The 16,491-nt window shown below is 77.0% G+C and carries 14 protein-coding genes and 1 pseudogene; 5 read left to right on the top strand and 10 right to left on the bottom strand.

Annotation, left to right across the window (positions count from 1 at the left end; genetic code table 11):
- Nucleotides 1-14 precede the first annotated feature (14 nt).
- From D7294_RS22720 to D7294_RS22695, 6 genes are all read right to left on the bottom strand, one after another.
- Complete coding sequence (locus D7294_RS22720) at nucleotides 15-1,256, bottom strand: MFS transporter (protein ID WP_120682701.1); 1,242 nt, start codon at nucleotides 1,254-1,256, stop codon at nucleotides 15-17.
- Complete coding sequence (locus D7294_RS22715; RefSeq protein WP_120682699.1) at nucleotides 1,253-2,044, bottom strand: NUDIX domain-containing protein; 792 nt, start codon at nucleotides 2,042-2,044, stop codon at nucleotides 1,253-1,255. The genes D7294_RS22720 and D7294_RS22715 overlap by 4 nt, the downstream gene beginning before the upstream one ends.
- A 20-nt stretch (nucleotides 2,045-2,064) precedes the next feature.
- Nucleotides 2,065-2,568 carry an SLOG cluster 4 domain-containing protein gene (locus D7294_RS22710; protein WP_120682697.1) on the bottom strand — a complete coding sequence of 168 codons (504 nt, stop codon included), beginning with the start codon at nucleotides 2,566-2,568 and terminating at the stop codon, nucleotides 2,065-2,067.
- Between the two features lie 16 nt (nucleotides 2,569-2,584).
- Nucleotides 2,585-2,971 carry an MDR/zinc-dependent alcohol dehydrogenase-like family protein gene (locus D7294_RS22705; protein WP_120682695.1) on the bottom strand — a complete coding sequence of 129 codons (387 nt, stop codon included), beginning with the start codon at nucleotides 2,969-2,971 and terminating at the stop codon, nucleotides 2,585-2,587.
- 11 nt (nucleotides 2,972-2,982) lie between these two features.
- Entirely contained in the window at nucleotides 2,983-3,552 is a 570-nt protein-coding gene (locus D7294_RS22700) for a GTP cyclohydrolase I (protein WP_158674684.1), read from the bottom strand.
- Between the two features lie 585 nt (nucleotides 3,553-4,137).
- Nucleotides 4,138-5,544 (bottom strand): STM4012 family radical SAM protein, encoded by a 1,407-nt coding sequence (locus tag D7294_RS22695; protein WP_120682691.1) that lies wholly within the window; start codon nucleotides 5,542-5,544, stop codon nucleotides 4,138-4,140.
- Nucleotides 5,545-5,881: 337 nt separating this feature from the next.
- On the opposite strand from D7294_RS22695, the gene D7294_RS22690 reads away from it, so the two are divergent.
- On the top strand, nucleotides 5,882-7,018 hold the full coding sequence (locus D7294_RS22690; RefSeq protein WP_120682689.1) for a DUF1152 domain-containing protein: 1,137 nt from the start codon (nucleotides 5,882-5,884) through the stop codon (nucleotides 7,016-7,018).
- 17 nt (nucleotides 7,019-7,035) lie between these two features.
- Here the strand turns inward: D7294_RS22690 and D7294_RS32535 are convergent, their stop codons facing one another.
- The 3 genes and pseudogenes from D7294_RS32535 to D7294_RS22675 form a co-directional block, all read right to left on the bottom strand.
- On the bottom strand, nucleotides 7,036-8,667 hold the full coding sequence (locus D7294_RS32535) for an FAD-dependent oxidoreductase (protein WP_194117764.1): 1,632 nt from the start codon (nucleotides 8,665-8,667) through the stop codon (nucleotides 7,036-7,038).
- Nucleotides 8,664-9,989 carry a lycopene cyclase family protein gene (locus tag D7294_RS32530; RefSeq protein ID WP_194117763.1) on the bottom strand — a complete coding sequence of 442 codons (1,326 nt, stop codon included), beginning with the start codon at nucleotides 9,987-9,989 and terminating at the stop codon, nucleotides 8,664-8,666. Before D7294_RS32530 ends, D7294_RS32535 begins: the two co-directional genes overlap by 4 nt.
- Nucleotides 9,990-10,057: 68 nt before the next feature.
- Nucleotides 10,058-10,942: pseudogene (locus tag D7294_RS22675) on the bottom strand (deoxyribodipyrimidine photo-lyase); the annotation flags it as partial.
- A gap of 433 nt (nucleotides 10,943-11,375) precedes the next feature.
- On the opposite strand from D7294_RS22675, the gene crtI reads away from it, so the two are divergent.
- The 3 genes from crtI to D7294_RS22660 are packed head-to-tail and all read left to right on the top strand — an operon-like array spanning nucleotide 11,376 to nucleotide 14,964.
- On the top strand, nucleotides 11,376-12,917 hold the full coding sequence (gene crtI, locus D7294_RS22670) for a phytoene desaturase family protein (protein ID WP_120682687.1): 1,542 nt from the start codon (nucleotides 11,376-11,378) through the stop codon (nucleotides 12,915-12,917).
- A complete protein-coding gene (locus D7294_RS22665; protein WP_120682685.1) occupies nucleotides 12,914-13,888 on the top strand; it encodes a phytoene/squalene synthase family protein in 975 nt (324 codons plus the stop codon). Before crtI ends, D7294_RS22665 begins: the two co-directional genes overlap by 4 nt.
- Nucleotides 13,885-14,964 carry a Rieske (2Fe-2S) protein gene (locus tag D7294_RS22660; RefSeq protein WP_241562557.1) on the top strand — a complete coding sequence of 360 codons (1,080 nt, stop codon included), beginning with the start codon at nucleotides 13,885-13,887 and terminating at the stop codon, nucleotides 14,962-14,964. The genes D7294_RS22665 and D7294_RS22660 overlap by 4 nt, the downstream gene beginning before the upstream one ends.
- Here the strand turns inward: D7294_RS22660 and D7294_RS22655 are convergent.
- On the bottom strand, nucleotides 14,946-15,176 hold the full coding sequence (locus D7294_RS22655) for a hypothetical protein (RefSeq protein WP_194117762.1): 231 nt from the start codon (nucleotides 15,174-15,176) through the stop codon (nucleotides 14,946-14,948). The two genes, D7294_RS22660 and D7294_RS22655, sit on opposite strands and share 19 nt — an antisense overlap.
- A gap of 246 nt (nucleotides 15,177-15,422) precedes the next feature.
- On the opposite strand from D7294_RS22655, the gene D7294_RS22650 reads away from it, so the two are divergent.
- Nucleotides 15,423-16,079 carry a TetR/AcrR family transcriptional regulator gene (locus tag D7294_RS22650; RefSeq protein WP_206619546.1) on the top strand — a complete coding sequence of 219 codons (657 nt, stop codon included), beginning with the start codon at nucleotides 15,423-15,425 and terminating at the stop codon, nucleotides 16,077-16,079.
- Nucleotides 16,080-16,491: the final 412 nt, after the last annotated feature.

Raw genomic sequence — 16,491 nt, 5'->3', positions numbered from 1 at the left:
CGGCCGGCGTCCCGTCAGGCGCCGCCCGCCGCCCGCCGCTGGCGCGGGGCCCGCCGCGAGGACAGCGCCCACAGGACGGTGGCCCCCGCGCCGAAGGCCCCGCCCACCAGGCACACCCCGCCCCAGCCGAGGTGGGTCCAGGCCAGGGAGGACAGGGCGGAGGCCACCGCACCCGCCAGGAAGTACGCCGTCATGTAGGCGGAGGTCAGCCGCGACCTGGCCGCGGGCGCCAGGCGGTAGATCTCGCTCTGGTTGGTGATGTGCAGGGCCTGGGCGCCCAGGTCGAGCAGCACGATGCCGGCCGCCAGGACCCACGGCACGCGCTCGCCGAGAGCCAGCGGCAGCCACACCACGAGCAGCAGCACCGCGCTCAGCCCGGTGACCGCCTGCCCCCGCCCCCGGTCCGCGAGCCGGCCCGCCCTGGCCGCGGCCAGCGCCCCCGCGAGCCCCGCCAGGCCGAACAGGCCGATCGCGCCGGGGGAGTAGTGGTGAGGGGGCCCGGACAGCAGGAAGGAGAGCGAGGTCCACAGCGCGCTGAACGCCCCGAAGGACAGTGCCCCGTACGCCGCCCGCAGCCGCAGCACCGGCTCCCGCGCGAGGAGCGTGAACACCGAGCCGACCAACTCCAGGTAGCCGGGCGCCTCCCGCTCCCGGTACGGCGGCAGGAGGCGGCCCGCCGCGAGGGCGAAGGCGGCCAGCAGCGCCGCGGCGCACCAGTAGACCGTGGGCCAGCCGCCCCACTGCGCCAGCGCCCCGGCGGCCGTGCGGGCGGCCAGGATGCCGCACAGCAGCCCGGCCATCACCGTGCCCACGACCCGGCCGCGCCGCTCGGGCGCGGCCAGGGAGGCGGCGTAGGGCACCATCACCTGGGTCACCACGGAACACAGGCCCACCAGGCCCGCGCCCAGCAGCAGCACCGGCCAGGAACGGGCGCTCGCCATCAGCGCCAGGCTGGCCGCGCAGGCCCAGGCCAGCGTGCTCACCAGGCGGCGGCGCTCCAGCCGGTCCCCGAGCGGCAGCACGAACAGCAGGGCCGCCGCGTACGCGGTCTGCGCCACGGTGACCAGCAGCCCGGCCCGCCCCTCCGGCAGATCCAGGTCCCGGCCGATGGAGCCGAGCAGCGGCTGCATGTAGTAGTTGCTCGCCACCGCGAGGCCGGTGCCCACGCTCAGCAGCGCGAAGGTCCCGCGGCCCGGTCCCGCCTCCGCCGGCCGGGCGGCCCCGCGGGCGGTGCGGGCCGCGCCGCCCCCGCTCATCCGGGCCCTTCCCCGCGCCCGCCGGCGCCGCCGCGGGGCGGCGCGTCCGCGGCAAGACCCTCCTCGACGCCGCGCCCGAGCCAGTGCGGACTCACCCGCACCAGGCGGCCGTTCGGCTCCCCGGGGGCGGGGAGGGAGCAGCCGATCAGGAAGCCGCCGACGGCCGCGACCCGCACCGCGCCGAAGGCGTCCGCGTCCCCGGCGAGCGCGCGGCAGGCCGCCCGCCCCCCGGCCCCGGCCAGGCGGCCGAGCTGCCAGACGTCCGCCCAGGTGGCCGCGCGGAAGCTGGGCTCGGGCGGCCCGCCCCGCGGCACGCCAGGCAGGGCCTCCCGCAGGATCTCCGCGTGGTCGAACGCGAAGGCCCGACCGGGGTACGCGTCCTCCGCGTCCTTCGCGTCCTCCGTGCCCTTCGCATCCGCCTCGTCCCACGGCAGTTCCGCGAGCGGCTGCCACCACGCCGCCGCGGCGTCGTCACCGCCGCTGACCCGCGGCAGCCACGGCAAGGGCACCGCGTAGACCAGGCTGGCGTACCTGCCCCTCGGGTCCCGCCCCGGCGCGGTCCGCCAGGAGAGCGGGACCAGGCCGGCCGGGGAGGCGCGCAGTCCGGTCTCCTCGGCCAGCTCGCGGCACGCGGCGCGCGCCGCGTCCTCCTCCTCCCCGACCTTTCCGCCCGGCAGCGCCCACCGCCCGCGGCAGGGCTCCTTGCCCCTGCGGATCAGCAGCAGGTGCCAGCCGGCGCCCTCGTTGCCGAGCACCACCAGGTCGACCGTCAGCACGGCCGCGGCCACGCGCCCCGGCTCCTTGCCCGCTACTCGCGCGCGCCGGCCGAGGCGCCGGTGAAGGCGCCGAGCCGGTCGGCGAGTTCGGCCGGAGAGGACAGGTAGTCGACGCCTGGCAGCCGGGTGCGGTGCTCACCGACCGCCCACACGGGCTTCTCCGCGTCGACCGCGATGATCATCTCCTGGAAGGAGCCGTGCGAGCCGGGCACGGCGATCATGGCGTGGACGGCGCTGGCCAGGACGATGTTGCGGCCGTTGGCCGTCAGCCCGGTGTCCAGGACCAGGTCGGCCTCGGTGAAGGGGGAGGTCGTGCGGTTGTCCTTGCCCGGCAGCAGGCCGAGCACCCGCCCGCCGTTCTCCTTGGCGCCGCGCGCCGCCGCCTCCATCGCGCCGCCGAGGCCGCCGGTCACCAGCAGGCAGCCGGGCTGCCTGCCGACCAGCCCGCCCACCTCGCGGGCGAGTTCGTACACGGGCGGCGGGCAATTGCGGCCCTTTCCGACCACGGCGATCAGAACGTCCGGCCATTTCTCCACCAGTGCGTCATTCCTTTTACTCGTTGACTTTTCCGTCGGTTTTCCCGTCGGTTTTCCCGTCGTGCGCCGGGTCGGGATCGAGAGAGAAGAGCGCGTCGACGAAGGTAATCATCCGCCTTTCGCGGTTGATCTTCCGCGCGGTCTCGGGGCGGTCTCCCTCGGATTCGTAGGCGCGGATGCGCTCGCGGGACTGCGAGGCGACTCTCCGGCCGATCTCCTGGAACTGGTCGTAGTCGATCCTGCCCCCTTCCAGTGCCGTCGTGCACTTCTCGAACGCCGCCACGGGACCCACCGTGTGCACCGAGCAGGTCTGCAACGCCTGCCGCATCTGCTCGGCCAGCGGGCGCACCGGGTCCTCGGTCCCGGCCGCCGCGGGCGCGGGTGACTTCCTGTCCGGGCCCATCGCCGCGGCACCTACCTTCCCAGGAAAGAGGGCCTCTCCGCGACCGCGCTCGACCACAGGGGCTGCCGGTAGCGGTCCTCGCGCAGGACGCCGCGCAGGTCCGCCACCGTGACGACCTCCTGGCTCGGGGCGTTGGTGCGCAGCGCGATGCAGCAGTGGGCGCTGCGCAGGATCAGGCCGATCCCCTTCGGCTGCAGGCGGGACTCCAGGAAGTCCACCGCCTGCACCACAAGGCGCTCGTTGAGCTGGGGCTGCCGCGAAAGGTAGTTGAGGCCCTTCTTGAGCTTCGAATACCCGGCCACCTTCCGGTCGGGCACGTAGCCGAGGTGGGCGATGCCGAACGCCGGCGCCAGGTGATGTTCGCACATGGAGACGTAGTGAACGTCGTTGACCAGGATCAGGTCGTCGAGGCCGGGATTGTCGAAGACCTTGAAGTCTTCCTCGATGTCGATGTCTCCCGGATTGATCGACTGGGCGTACAGCTCGGCGACCCGGCGCGGGGTCTGCGCCATGACTTCCGCCTTGTCGCCCTGTCCCAGGCCGCGCAGCAGATCGCCGACGGCCGTTTCGATCGCGTCCACGTCCACCCTTTTGGGGGGAAGCGGTGACGCCGCCTCCTCTAATTCCGCCATGCCGCCACCCTTCATTCGCCCCGGCGTCGCGCCGGAAAGAAAGGCGCGGCGAATCCCGGGGATTCGTGTGATCGACCGTCAGGCTAGGTGCGCCGCCGAGCGGAGGTCAACAGGGCGTTGGGGAAAACCGACTGGCCGGATTTCGCGCGTCCCGGGCGGGGCGCGTGCAAAGGCGTTCCGCGGCGCGCCGCGCCCGCCGGCGTTCCCCGCCCGTTCCCCGGCTGTTTCCCCGGCGCTTTCCGAACGCCTCCCGAACGCCCTCCGCGTATCTGCCGAATGAGGAGGAGGCGTTTTGGGGCAGGGGTGAACGCCACCCGGCGCCTGAGGCGCAAGAAACGCAAGAAGCGCAAGAAACCCAGGAAACGCAAAAAATGCGCCGGCCCCGCCCGGGCGCCGATCCCGCCGCGTCCGCGCGCCGTTTCGCCGCCGCACGCGAGGGGCAGGACCGGCGCCCGGCGGCCTCCGGCCGGTGGGTTCGGCCGGAGTTCCAGGGGGCGTTGTCGGCCGCTGTTCCCCGGGGTTCCGGTCCGGGCGCTAGCGGTCCCGGTAGGCGGCCATCGCCTCCTTCACCCGCGGCGAGAAGAACAGCGGCCCGATCGCGTCCGCCCAGGCCAGCCCCTCCGGGGTCAGCCGCAGCACCGCCTCCCCGCCCTCCCCGGCGCCGGGTTCGAGCCACCCGCGGTCCGCGAGCGCGCCGAACTCCCCGGGGAAGTCCTCCAGCGGCGAGCTGCCGAACCGGCGCCGGTAGAGCCCGGCCGGCAGCCCCTCGACCTCCAGGAGCAGCTGCAGCACGAGCATCCTGCGCCGCTCGTCCTCGTCCATCCGGAACGCCCACCTGGCGCGCCGGAACTCCTCGTCCGGCGTGGCGAGGTAGTCGTCGATGATGCGGCGCACCTCGGGGATGGCCACCGCGTAGTCGGTGGTGTAGTGCAGCCCGGTGGTGAAGGACCGCGCCCCGACGCCGAGCCCCACCATCCCGGCCTGCTGGTTGTACTCGGCGATGCTCTCGTCCCGCGGCCCGTCCGCGCCCGCCTGCCCGGCGCCGCGCCGCCTGAAGACCCGCATCGAGGTCTGCTCGTAGCCGTGGGAGAGGAGGTGGTCGCGGCCGTGGCGGTACAGCCGCAGCCGCTGCTCGTCCCACCGTCTGCCGTCCCGGTCGTGCCGGGAGCTGAGGCCCGTCAGCGGGCGCACGTACAGCGGGTACAGGTAGATCTCCTCCGGCTCCCAGGCCAGCGCGGCGTCGAGCGACACCTCGAAGGAACGCTCCGTCTGGCCGTCGATGCCGTAGATCAGGTCGATGTTCAGCACCGGGAAGCCCGCCTCGCGCAGCCGGGCGAGGGCCGCCTCCACCTCGGCCCGCCGCTGTGGCCTGACGGCGGCGCGCGCCTCCGCGTCGACGAAGCTCTGCACGCCGATGCTCAGCCGCGTCGCCCCCCGTTCCGCCAGCACCGCGAGCCGGTCCGCGGTGGCGGTGGCCGGCGAGGTCTCCACCGACCAGGGCACCGCCCGCAGGTCCGCGCCCATCACCTCCTCGCACAGGTCGCACAGCCGCGTGAGCTCGCCCGCCGTCAGGTAGGTCGGCGTGCCGCCGCCGAACGCGGCCATGCGGAACCGCACGGGATCGCCCTTGACCTCAAGCGCCTCGCGGGTCACCCGCGCCTGCCGCTCCAGGGCGCCGAGGAAGGCGCCGGTGACCTCCTCGGGGGCCCCGGTGCGGGTGAAGAGATTGCAGAAGCCGCAGCGCATCTCGCAAAACGGGATGTGGACGTAGAGCGAGAGGGCGTCGAGTCGTTCGTCCTTCCACAGGTCGCCGAGTAAGGGGCCGTTCTCCAGGTACCGGTACGCCTTTTGGTGCGGGTAGGCGTACACGTACTGCTTGTAGGGCGTCTCGGGGATGTCAGGGCGGCGCGGGACCAGCGGGAGGGAGAGGGATGTGGCCATGGGTGCTCCGACCTCTTTCCGTGTTTCCGTGCGTGCGTGAATGCTGGGGGAGGGGAGAGCCGAAGGGCACGCTAGTTGCCCGGCGCGACGCCGGGTAATGACGCGAACTGGCCGACTTGCCGCCCCCGCGGCCGCCCGATCATGGCCGAATTCCCCGCACCTGCCGTGACGTCCGCGCGGCTTCCGCGCCGGTTCCCCGTGGCTTCCCCGTGGTTTCTCCGCGGATTCTTCGCGGCTTCCGCGCGTCTGCCGGTATTGCCGCCTGCCGTGGCCGCCATTTCCGCCACCGGGCCGCGGCGGCGGGGACGACCGGGGCGGGTGGGGAAGTGTCGTACGCATGAAGCGACTTCTCATCGCGGCCGGGGGCGGGGGCGACGCCATCGCGACCGCCATGGTCCACGCCGCCCTGCACGGTGCCGGGACCGAGGCCCTCGTCCTCACCTATGCCTGGGAGCGCCTGGTGGTCGACCCCGTGCCTGGGCCGAGGCGGCCGTCCGACTTCTCCGGCACCCTCCGCCCCACCCCGCGGCTCCACCTGGTCACCCCCGCCTCCGCGCCCCTTCCCCCGGCGGGCTCGCTGCTGCCGCGGCTCGCCGCCGACCTGCGGCCGGAACTCGGCCTGCTCGACCCCTACGAGGGGACCGTGGGCCTCGCCCGCCAGATCGCCGAGGCCGCCGCGTACTGCGCCGCCGACCGGGTCGAGATCGTCGACGTCGGCGGCGACGCGCTGGCCGAGGGCGACGAGCCCACGCTGCGCAGCCCGCTCGGCGACGCCCTGGTCCTCGCCGCCTGCGCCCGCGCGGGCCTGCCCGCCTCGGTGCTCATCGCGGGCCCCGGCCTCGACAACGAGGTGCCCGAGGCCCGGCTGCGTCCCCGGCTCGGCGCGCCCGCCTTCACCCTCACCGCCGGGGACACCGCCTGCGTGGACCGGGTCTTCGCCTGGCACCCCTCGGAGGCGAGCGCCCTGCTGGTCGCCGCCGCGAGGGGCGTGCGGGGGGTGTGCGGGACCCGGGACGCCCCGCGCCCGCTCACGCTCGGCCCCGGGAGCGCCGCCGTCCACCGGCTGACGCTGCCCGCGGCCCTCGCGGTCAACCGGCTGGCGCGCGCCCTGGAGGGGGCCGCCTCGCTCGGCGAGGCCGAGGAGGCGAGCCGCGCGGTCTGCGGCTTCTCCGAGATCGCCCGCGAACGCGAGCGGGCCCTGGACCTCGCGGCCCGCGGCGGCGCCCGTCCCGGCGCCGGAAGGAACCCGGAACCCGCGGCCCTGGACGCGGAGTTCGCCGCATGGGAGCGGCGCACGGCCGCCACGGGAGTCGAGTACGTGACCACCCGCCGCATCGCGGAGGAACTCGGCCTGTCGCGGCCCGCCCTGACGGGCCTGCTGGGGCGGCTGCGCGCCGCCGCACCCCCGCGCCACGCGCCGCCGCTGTGGCGGCTGTGTCCCGGGCCGCCGTCCGCCGGCCGCCCCCTGGGCTGAGCCGCCGGCCCCGGGGCTCAGGACGCGGCGGGCCCGCCGGGTTCGGCCGGGACGGCGGGTTCGGCGGGCCGGGCGGGGCGCCCGTGGGTGGGGGAGGGGGCCCGGCCGAGGCGGGCCAGGGCGCGCAGGGCGGCGAAACGGCCGCGCCCGGGCACCGTCCACAGCGGGTGGCCCGCCAGCCCCCAGCCCGCCAGCAGGGCGTTCGCCGCCAGGAGGCCCGAGGTCGCGGCCCGTTCCATGAGGGCCACCGGAAGCCCCGTGCGCACCAGGTCGCCCGCCAGCGTCAGCCGCGGATGCGGGGTGCGGACCGCGGGACGCCCCGCGTGCCCGCCGACGGCGAACAGCGGGCAGTCCTCGCGCCACAGGTGCCTGGCGTCCAGGACGCGGGCCGCCCTGGTCTCCGGGTAGACCCGGCCGAGCTCCGCGCGCAGCAGGCGCTGCTGTCCGGCGGGATCGGCGTGGTGCGGCAGGGCGTAGGCGTGCAGTTCCACCACCGAGCCGCCGGTGCGCGCGGCCCAGCGCGCGGCCTCGCCCTCCCAGCGGTCGAGCACGCTGACGTTGTCCAGCGTGCCGAAGCCGCCGGTGGCGAGGAACCCGGAGCGCCCGGCCGCCACGGGGCGGTCCAGCCACAGCCGGCTCACCAGGAACGGCGGGGCGGTCCGCAGCGCGGCGATCGTGGCCCGCCAGCCCGGGTCGCCGAGCCGCGGGGAGCGCGCCACCAGCCCCCGCAGGCCCGCGGTGTCCAGGGCGAGCACCACCGCGTCGTGGCGGCGGGCGCCCGGCGAGGCGGCGAGCACCTCGAACCCGCCGCAGGGCAGCGGCTCGACGCGCCGCACGGCGGCCCCGGCGCGGATCTCGGCGCCGAGACCGCCCAGGTGCCGCGCCAGGGGCTCCCACAGCGCCGCGGGGAAGGGCTCGCGCGGTACGTCGAAGAGCAGCCCCTCGCTCGAACCCAGGAAGTACACGTGGCACATCAGGACCATCTCGGCGGCCGACAACTCCCCGGGGTCGGCGAAGAAGCTGCGGGAGAACACCTCGAAGGCCGCGTGCCTGGCGGCCGGCGGGAAACGGATCGCGTCCAGGAACGCGCGGGCGCTGATCCCGTCCAGCCGCTCGTACACCTCGGGCACCCGCACGTCGAGCAGCGGCAGGGCCGCCGAGGGGCGCATCCGCAGCAGGTCGCGGGCGCCGCACGCGGGGCTGAGCGCGAGGTAGCCCAGCGCGTTCCACGGCGGGGTGCGCGGCACCCGGGAGAAGCCCTCGCGCAGGCCCGCGGCGTGCCAGAGGGGGTAGTCGGGCAGCGCCGTGAGCGCCCGCAGCCCGGGATCGGCGCGCCGCAGCAGGGCACGGAGGTTGTAGTACTGCCGGAAGAAGGCGTGGAAGCCGCGGCTCATCGTGGCCCGCGAGCCGTCGGCCAGCGTGACCGGCCAGCCCGCGACCCGGCCGCCGAGCACCTCCTCGCGTTCGTAGAGCGTGACGCGCACGCCGCGCTCCGCGAGCGCCGTCGCCGCGGCGAGCCCCGCGATCCCGCCGCCGACCACGGCGGCCGACGGGCCGGGGGCGCAGGCGCGTGGGCGGCCCGGGCGGGGCGCGACGAACTGCGCGCGCCGGTCCCGGCCGCCGCCCGCCGGGCGCCGGGCCGCGCTCACGGCGCGCCCTCCCCCGGCGCGGCGGGCGCCGGCCCTGCGGGCAGGTCGTCGGCGGGCAGCTGGTCGGCGGTTGGCGGGTTGGCGGTTGGCGGGTCGGCGGGCGGCGGGTCGGCGGGCGCGGGCGGTGGCCAGGGGCCCGCAGGGGGCCGCCGCGGCAGCCGCGGCAACTCCGCGGCCGTGCGCAGCATCGGCAGCAGCGGCATCCGCAGGCCGACGGCCAGGTCCTCGCGGGCCGTGGTGCGGCCGTCGAGGAAGCGCAGCAGCCGCTCGGCGGGAACGCGGCAGAACAGCCGGGGGAAGAGCTCGGCGCCCTCCACCCGCCCGGCGGCGAGGGCGCGCAGCACAACGGCGTCCATGACCCGCGCGCGGGCGTGATGGGGGGCGCGCAAACGGGGCTTGCGCCCGGCGTGCACGGCGGCGGCCAGGGCACGCGTCTGCCGTTGCACAGCGGCGAAGGTGTAGCCCGTGGCGGGACGGGTGGCCCCTCCCGCGGTGCCGATCCGGAACACCGCCGCGCCGGCCCGCCCCGCGAACCTCCCGTCCGTCATGGGGATGACGCCGCTCTCCTCGCCCGTCACCAGGACCTCGCCGAGGCCGAGGACCTCCCGCAGGTAGCGCCGCAGGGCGTGCGCGTAGGCGCTCCGCGGCAGGCGGGCCGCGGAGAACACCGTGTACTCGGCCAGGGCCGTGCGTTCCCCGGTCGGGAGCACGTAGCCGAAGGCGAGGCCGTGGGGCGGGGGCGGGGCGCGGAAGTCCATCAGCTCCACGGTGTCCGGGTCGAAGGCCGGCCGCCGGCTGCGCAGGAACCAGCCGTGGAAGTGCTGGAGCAGCGTGGTGCGCGCCGCGGGCAGCTCCCGCGGCGGCCGGGAGTCGAACACCCAGCGGGCCCGCACCAGCAGCGGACTGCCGTCCCCGGCGCGGGCGTGCACCTCGGCGCCGCCCGGCACGTCCCGCACCGCGTGCACGGCGGCCTCGCACGCGTACGCCCCAGGCCGCGCGGCCAGTTCGCGGGCGACCAGGGCCTCCAGGTCCGCGGACCTGATCATCTTGTAGCGCAGCGGCGCGACGCGGGCCACGGTCGCGGCGCCGCGCGGGTCGTGGACCCGCAGCCGCCCCCAGGAGGCGGAGACCGCCTCCTCGAAGCGCCCCGCGCCCGCCTCCCAGAAGCACCAGGTGCGCGGCGGCGCCCGCAGCGGCCCCTCGGGCGCCTGGAGCAGCACCAGCCCGGGCGGCGCGAGCCCGGGCGGCGGGCAGGCGAGGCGGTGCGCCAGGCACAGCCCCGCCGCCCCGGCGCCCACGATCGCCACGTCCGCGTCGAGCACCCGCCCGCTCACCCGGCACCGCCCCTTCCCGGCGCCGGCGCGCCCGCCCGTCCCACGCCGCCTCGCCTGCGCCACCTGTCGTGCCGGGTGCGGTGGTCGGCGGCCGAGGCCCCAGGGCGGGCGGCCAGGACCTGCCGGTGGAAGTCGCGCCAGGCCGGCTGCCTGACGAACGCCTCGGTGCCGGCCCCGCCGCGGCGCCGCGCCCGGTGCACCAGCTCCACCGCGGACAGGGAGCCGAAGGGCAGGTGGGGGAGAGGCGGGAGGTCGCGTCCCCGGCCGGGTCGTCCCGCCGGCCGGCGTACGCGCCGGGGCCGCCGCGCAGCCAGGCGGACAGCCGCTGCCTCCCCCCGCCGCTCGCCGCCGGCCGCGAGCCCGGGCGACACCCCCGGCAGGCCCCGGCGGGAGGGCAGCGGCTTTGAGCCGAGGTGCCCCGGCACCGGAACGCGCCGGGGCGCGGCCGGCACGGGCCGCGGCCGCTGCTGCGACCAGCGCCTGACGCAGGGGCCGAAGACGGCGAAGTGGCCCGAGGACCCCGGGGTCACGGCGCCGGGAGAAACCACGTTCACCACCGCCTCGTGCACGCGCAGCCCCGGGCCCGCCGCCCGAAGCGCCCGCCGCAGCCGCACCTCGCGCCTGGCGGCGAAGCCGCTGACCCCCGCCGCCAGGTGCACCGTGTCCGCCCGCGCCTCGGCGGCCACCCGGCACCCCTCGGCCACGAGGTCCCCCGAGCGCACCACGAGCCGCCCGCCGCGCTCCCTGAGCCCGGCGTCGAGGTCGGCGAGGCAGTCCGCGAGGAACGCCTGCCGGTTCCGCGCGGCGAATCCGGCCGCGGCGACGGCCCGGTCCCGGACGAACAGCGGCACCACCTCCCGCCCGCCGCGCAGCGCCGCGCGCAGCGGCGGATGGTCGTGCAGGCGCAGGCCGGAGGTGAACAGGACGACGGACACGCTCATGCACCACTCCTCCGCGGGGCAGGGCCGCCGCCCCTCGGGCCACTCCTACCGCACGGCGCCGCGGGCCGGGCGCGCCCGTGCGCCGCGCCTCCGCGCCGCGCGGCCCGGAGCACCCGGGCGGGTGAGGGGCGCCTTCCCCCGGCGCACGGCCCGCCTCCCCCGTAGGAGCGACCCGGCACCGGGGCCGCGAGCCGCCCGGGGGGAAGTGGCGCCGCCGGTGGTGCACTTCACGGGGCGGCCACGGCCCGCCCGGCGCCGCCCCCGCCGGCGCTCTCCGGCCGGCCGGGCGGCGCCCGCAGGCCGACGAGGTGAAAGGAAGCCCGATGTTCCCTCCCGCATCCCACGAGAGCCGTCCTGGCCGCCCGGGACCACCCCACGGCCGCCAGGGCCCGCCGGGCGGTTACTCCCGCCCGCCCGCCGTGGCCGCCGCCCGATGAGGACGCTGCCCGGGCCCACCGGCCACGTGGCCGTGGTGGGGGCGGGCCTGGCCGGGCTCTCCGCCGCGCTGCACCTGCTGGGCGCCGGCCGCCGCGTCACCGTCCTCGAACGCGAGCCGCTGCCCGGCGGCCGGGCGGGACTGCTCGCCCGCGGCGGCTACCTGATGGACACCGGCCCCACCGTCCTGACCATGCCGCACCTCGTCGGGGAGGCGTTCTCGGCGGTCGGCGACAGCCTCGAAGGCCGGCTCGAACTGGTGCCGCTGCACCCCGCCTACCGGGCGAGGTTCGCCGACGGCAGCTCCCTCGACGTGCACAGCGAGGCCGGGCCGATGGCGGCCGAGGTCGAGCGCCTCGCCGGGCCGCGCGAGGCCGCCGGATACCTGCGCCTGCGCGCCTGGCTCACCCGGCTGCACGCCGTGCAGATGCGCAGCTTCATCGACGCCAACTTCGACTCCCCCTGGCAGCTGCTCGGCCCCGACCTCGCCCGGCTCGCCGCCCTCGGCGGGTTCGGCAGGCTGGACGCCGCCATCGGCCGCTTCCTGCGCGACCCGAGGCTGCGCCGCGTCTTCTCCTTCCAGGCCCTGTACGCCGGACTCCCGCCCGCCCGCGCGCTGGCCGCGTACGCCGTCATCGCCTACATGGACACGGTGGCCGGCGTCTGGTTCCCGCGCGGCGGCATGCACGCCCTGCCGCGGGCGCTGGCCGCCGCCGCCGAGGCCGCGGGCGCCGACCTGCGCTACGGCCACGCCGTCACCCGCCTGGAGCGCCGCGGCGGCCGGATCACCGCCGTCCACACCGAGGCGGAGCGCGTTCCCTGCGATGCCGTCGTCCTGACCTGCGAACTGGCCACGGCCTACCGGCTGCTGGGCCGCCGCCCCCGCCGGCCGCTGCCGCTGCGGCACGCGCCCTCCGCCGTGGTGCTGCACGCGGGCTGCGACCGCACCTGGCCCCAACTCGGCCACCACACCCTGTGGTTCGGTGCCTCCTGGGAATCGGCCTTCCGGCGGCTCACCCGCACCGGCGAGCTGCCGGCCGACCCCTCCCTGCTCGTCACCCGCCCCACCGCCACCGATCCGGCGCTCGCCCCGCCAGGGCGCCACCTGCTGTACCTCCTCGCGCCCTGCCCCAACACCGCACTCGGCCCCGCCGCCCACCGGTGGCGGGAGCTCGGCCCCCGGTACCGGGACGCACTGCTCGCGGAGCTCGAACGGCGCGGGCTGTGCGGACTGGCCTCGGCCGTGGAGGAGGAGTGCCTGGTCACCCCCGCCGACTGGGCGGCGCGCGGGCACGCGGCGGGCACCCCCTTCTCCGCCGCGCACACCGCCGCCCAGACCGGGCCCTTCCGGCCGCGCAACCTGGTGCGCGGCACCGAGAACGCGGTGCTGGCGGGCTGCGGCACCACGCCGGGCGTCGGCGTGCCCACCGCCGTACTCTCCGGGAAGCTCGCCGCCGCCCGGGTGACCGGCCCCCGCGCCCGGCGGCGGGCGCCCCGGAGCGCGCCCGCCGCGCGCCGGGCGGAGGGGGCGCCGGCGTGAGCGCCAGGGAACTCGACGCCGCGGGCATCACCGCCCCCTCGCTGCGCGCCGACTACGCCGTCAGCCGGCGCCTCCACGCGGCACACGGCAGGACGTACTTCCTCGCCACCCGGCTGCTGCCGCCCGGCCGCAGGCCCGCGGTGCACGCCCTGTACGGCTTCGCCCGCAGGGCCGACGAGATCGTCGACGCGCCGGGCCCCCGCGCCCGGAAGGCGGCGCGCGCCGCGGCGCTCACCACCCTGGAGCGGCGGCTTGCCGCCGCGCTCGCCGAGGGGCCGGGCGAGGAGCCCGCGGTGCGGGCGCTGGTCCACACGGTCCGCGTCCACGGCATCGACCCCTCGTACTTCGCGGCCTTCCTCGCCTCCATGCGGATGGACCTGGAGGTGACCGGCTACGCCGACTACGCGGAGCTGAGCCGCTACATGCACGGCTCGGCCGCCGTCATCGGACTCCAGCTGCTGCCCGTCCTGGGCACGGTGACCGACCCGGCGGAGGCCGCCCCGTACGCCGCGGCCCTCGGCATCGCCTTCCAGCTGACCAACTTCGTGCGCGACCTCGGCGAGGATCTCGACCGCGACCGCGTCTACCTGCCGGCCGACCTGCTCGCCGCCCACGGCGTGGACCGCGGGCTGCTCGTCCACAGCAGGCGCACCGGCCGCGGCGATCCGCGCATCACGGCCGCGCTGCGGGCCGCCGTCGCCCTCACGCGGGCCGTGTACCGGGAGGCGGAGCCCGGCATCGCGCTGCTCGACCCGGCGTCCCGGCCCTGCGTGCGGACCGCGTTCACCCTCTACGGCGCGATCCTGGAGCGGATCGAGGCCGAGGGATACGCCACCGTGCACCGGCGCGCGGTGGTGCCCCGCGGGCGCCGGGCGGCAGTCGCGCTCGGCGGGATGGCCGCCGCCGCCCGCGTGCGCGCCCGGCGCCCGGGCGCCCCGGCACGCCGGGCCACGCCGGGAGCGCCCGCGTGAGCCCCGGTCCGCGCCGCCTCCCGCTGCGCCTGCGGCGGGGCCCGACCCCCTGGGAACGGCAGCGGCCGACCTGGCGGGAGGCGGCCCCCGCCGCGATCGGGGCCGCCCTCGCCCGCGCGCAGGCCCGCCCCGCCGGCAACTGGTACGTCGTCGGCGCCTCGCGGGAGCTGCGGCCGGACGGGCCGCTCGGCCGCACCGTCGCGGGCACCGAACTCGTCCTGTGGCGCGACGCCCGCGGACGGCCGCTCGCGGGCCCTGGCGCCTGCCCCCACCTGGGGGCGCCGCTGCGCCGGGCGGCGGTCAGGGACGGGCGCCTGCTGTGCCACTGGCACGGACTCGCCCTCGACGGCCGCCGGTTCGCGGGCTGGGCGCCGTGGCCCGCCCACGACGACGGGCTGCTGCTGTGGGTGCGGCTGGACCGGGTGGGCGCCGAACCGCCCACGGAACGCCCGCCCTGCCCGCCCAGGCCCGCGGGGGGCGTGGCGGCGGTGTACGCCGGGCGGGGGCGCTGCGAGCCCGAGGACGTGCTGGCCAACCGCCTCGACCCCTGGCACGGCGCCTGGCTCCACCCCTACTCCTTCACCGACCTCTCGGTGGTGCAGGACCCGGGCGAGGAGGCCGACCCGGCGGGCGGGCCCGGGTGCGGGGAGTTCCCCGTGGAGTTCGCCGTGGACGTCTCCTTCCGGCTGGCCGGCCCGGCGGTGGTGCCGGTGCGGGCCGAGTTCGCCGCGCCGGGTCCGCGCACCGTCGTGATGCGGATCGTCGAGGGCACCGGGGCCGGCTCGGTGGTGGAAACCCACGCCACGCCCCTCACCCCGGCGGGCGCCGCCACTCCCGTCACCCTCGTGACCGAGGCCGTCGTGGCCGTCTCGGACTGGCGCGGCTTCGCCGCGGTACGCGCCGCGGCGCCCGTGCTGCGGCCCCTGCTGCGCGCCGCCTCGGGGCGGCTGTGGCGCGACGACCTGGCGTATGCCGAACGCCGCTGGACCCTGCGGCGCGCGGGCCGCCTCCCCGGCGGAGCGGGGCGGCGGCCCGGTGGTCCCGGCGGCGCGGAGGCTCAGCCTCCGGTCACGTAGCGGATGTTCGGGCGGGGCGGCCCGGCCATGCCCTCGCCGAGGAAGTAGTCCGGCTCGTGCGACTGCATGTCCCCGTGGAGGGTCATCGCGTTCCGGTGGGCGGGGTTCTGCGCCGGCGTGTACAGCCTGGTGCCGGTGGGCCGGTCGGTGGTGAAGACGATCAGCTCGTCGTGGTCGCCGTTCGGGCAGAGGGCGCGGGGCGCCCCGGTCATGCCGTCGAGGACGGCGAACAAGAGTCACGAGAAAACGCCAACGTGGCGCGCGATCAATAAGAAGTGTGCATCATTCTTCATGCATGAGCGGGAGTGTGCGACGTGGTGGGGCCCGGCGGGCCCTCGTATCCGAACCCCCGTGCCGCAAAGGCGAGTTGACGCGCCGTCCCGCCCACCGCCGCTTGTGCGCGCGAGCCCGCCTGGTGTATTCATTGACTGTCTGAACAGTCAACAGGAGTGAGGGCGTTGTCTCCCCGCGATCCCGTGCAGAACAAGCTGATGCGCGAGCAGTCGCGCGCCCGGATCACCGCCGCGGCGCTCGAACTCTTCGCCCAGCGCGGGTTCGAGGCGACCTCGCTCTCCGCCGTCACCAGGGCCGCGGGCGTCTCGCAGGGCCTGGCCAGCTACTACTTCTCGACCAAACGCGACCTGCTCGCCTCGGTCTTCGCGGCCTGGCTCGACCAGATCTGCGGCCTGATGATCAGCGCCGGCGAGGAGGAGGACCCCGAACGCGGCCTCGCCCGCCTGATCGACGGCGTGCTGACCGGCGCCGGGGCGAACCTCTCCGTCACCAGGCTGATGCTGGCCCTGATGGTGCAGCCCTCGGCGCGCTCGGTGTTCGCGGAGGTGGAGACCGCCTCCGCGGAGCGCGTCGCGGCCGCCGAGGCCGCGGTCGAGTCGCTGTTCGCCGCGCGCGGCGCCGAGGACCCGGCGCTCGAACACGTCATGTTCCGCAGCGTCCTGGAAGGCGTGACGTTCAAGCTCGCCGTCTACGAGGACACCTACCCGCTTGAGGACGCCCGTCGTCACCTGTACCGGCTCTACCGGCTCCCGGAGCCACAGCCGCTGTTCGCCGAGCGCACCGGCCCGATCAGGCTGCGCGCCGCCAGGCCGGAGGCCTGAACCCGCCCCCGCGGGCGGCCGGGCAACCCCGGCCGCCCGCCGGAGACGCCGACCCACCCCGCACCCCCCACGGCGAAGCACCACCCCGCGCCCCCCGGCGGCCGCGCCCCGCGCGCCCGCCGCGGCGCGCGCACCGTCCACCTCACCGACCGCACGGAAGAACCGCCGGGTTCGACCGGGACCACAGAAGAGGGAGACCTTGCCCACCAAGGAAGAGATCAAGCGGGCCGTCCACGCCGTGTTCGACCAGACGGTGCCCGACGGCGCCTCCTACACCAAGCTGTACGCGGCGCAGATCAAGACGGCCAACTACCTCGTCTTCACGCGCACCACGGTCGCCAACTTCGTCATCGGCTTCAGGCCGGGCGAGACCGACCTGGTCATCCTCCCCATCGGCGAGGACAGCGACCGC

The organism is Streptomyces hoynatensis, assembly GCF_003626535.1.
Taxonomy (GTDB): Bacteria; Actinomycetota; Actinomycetes; order Streptomycetales; family Streptomycetaceae; genus Streptomyces; species Streptomyces hoynatensis.
Note: the sequence above shows the minus strand (reverse complement) of the source record. Positions and strands in the feature narration are given on the sequence as shown.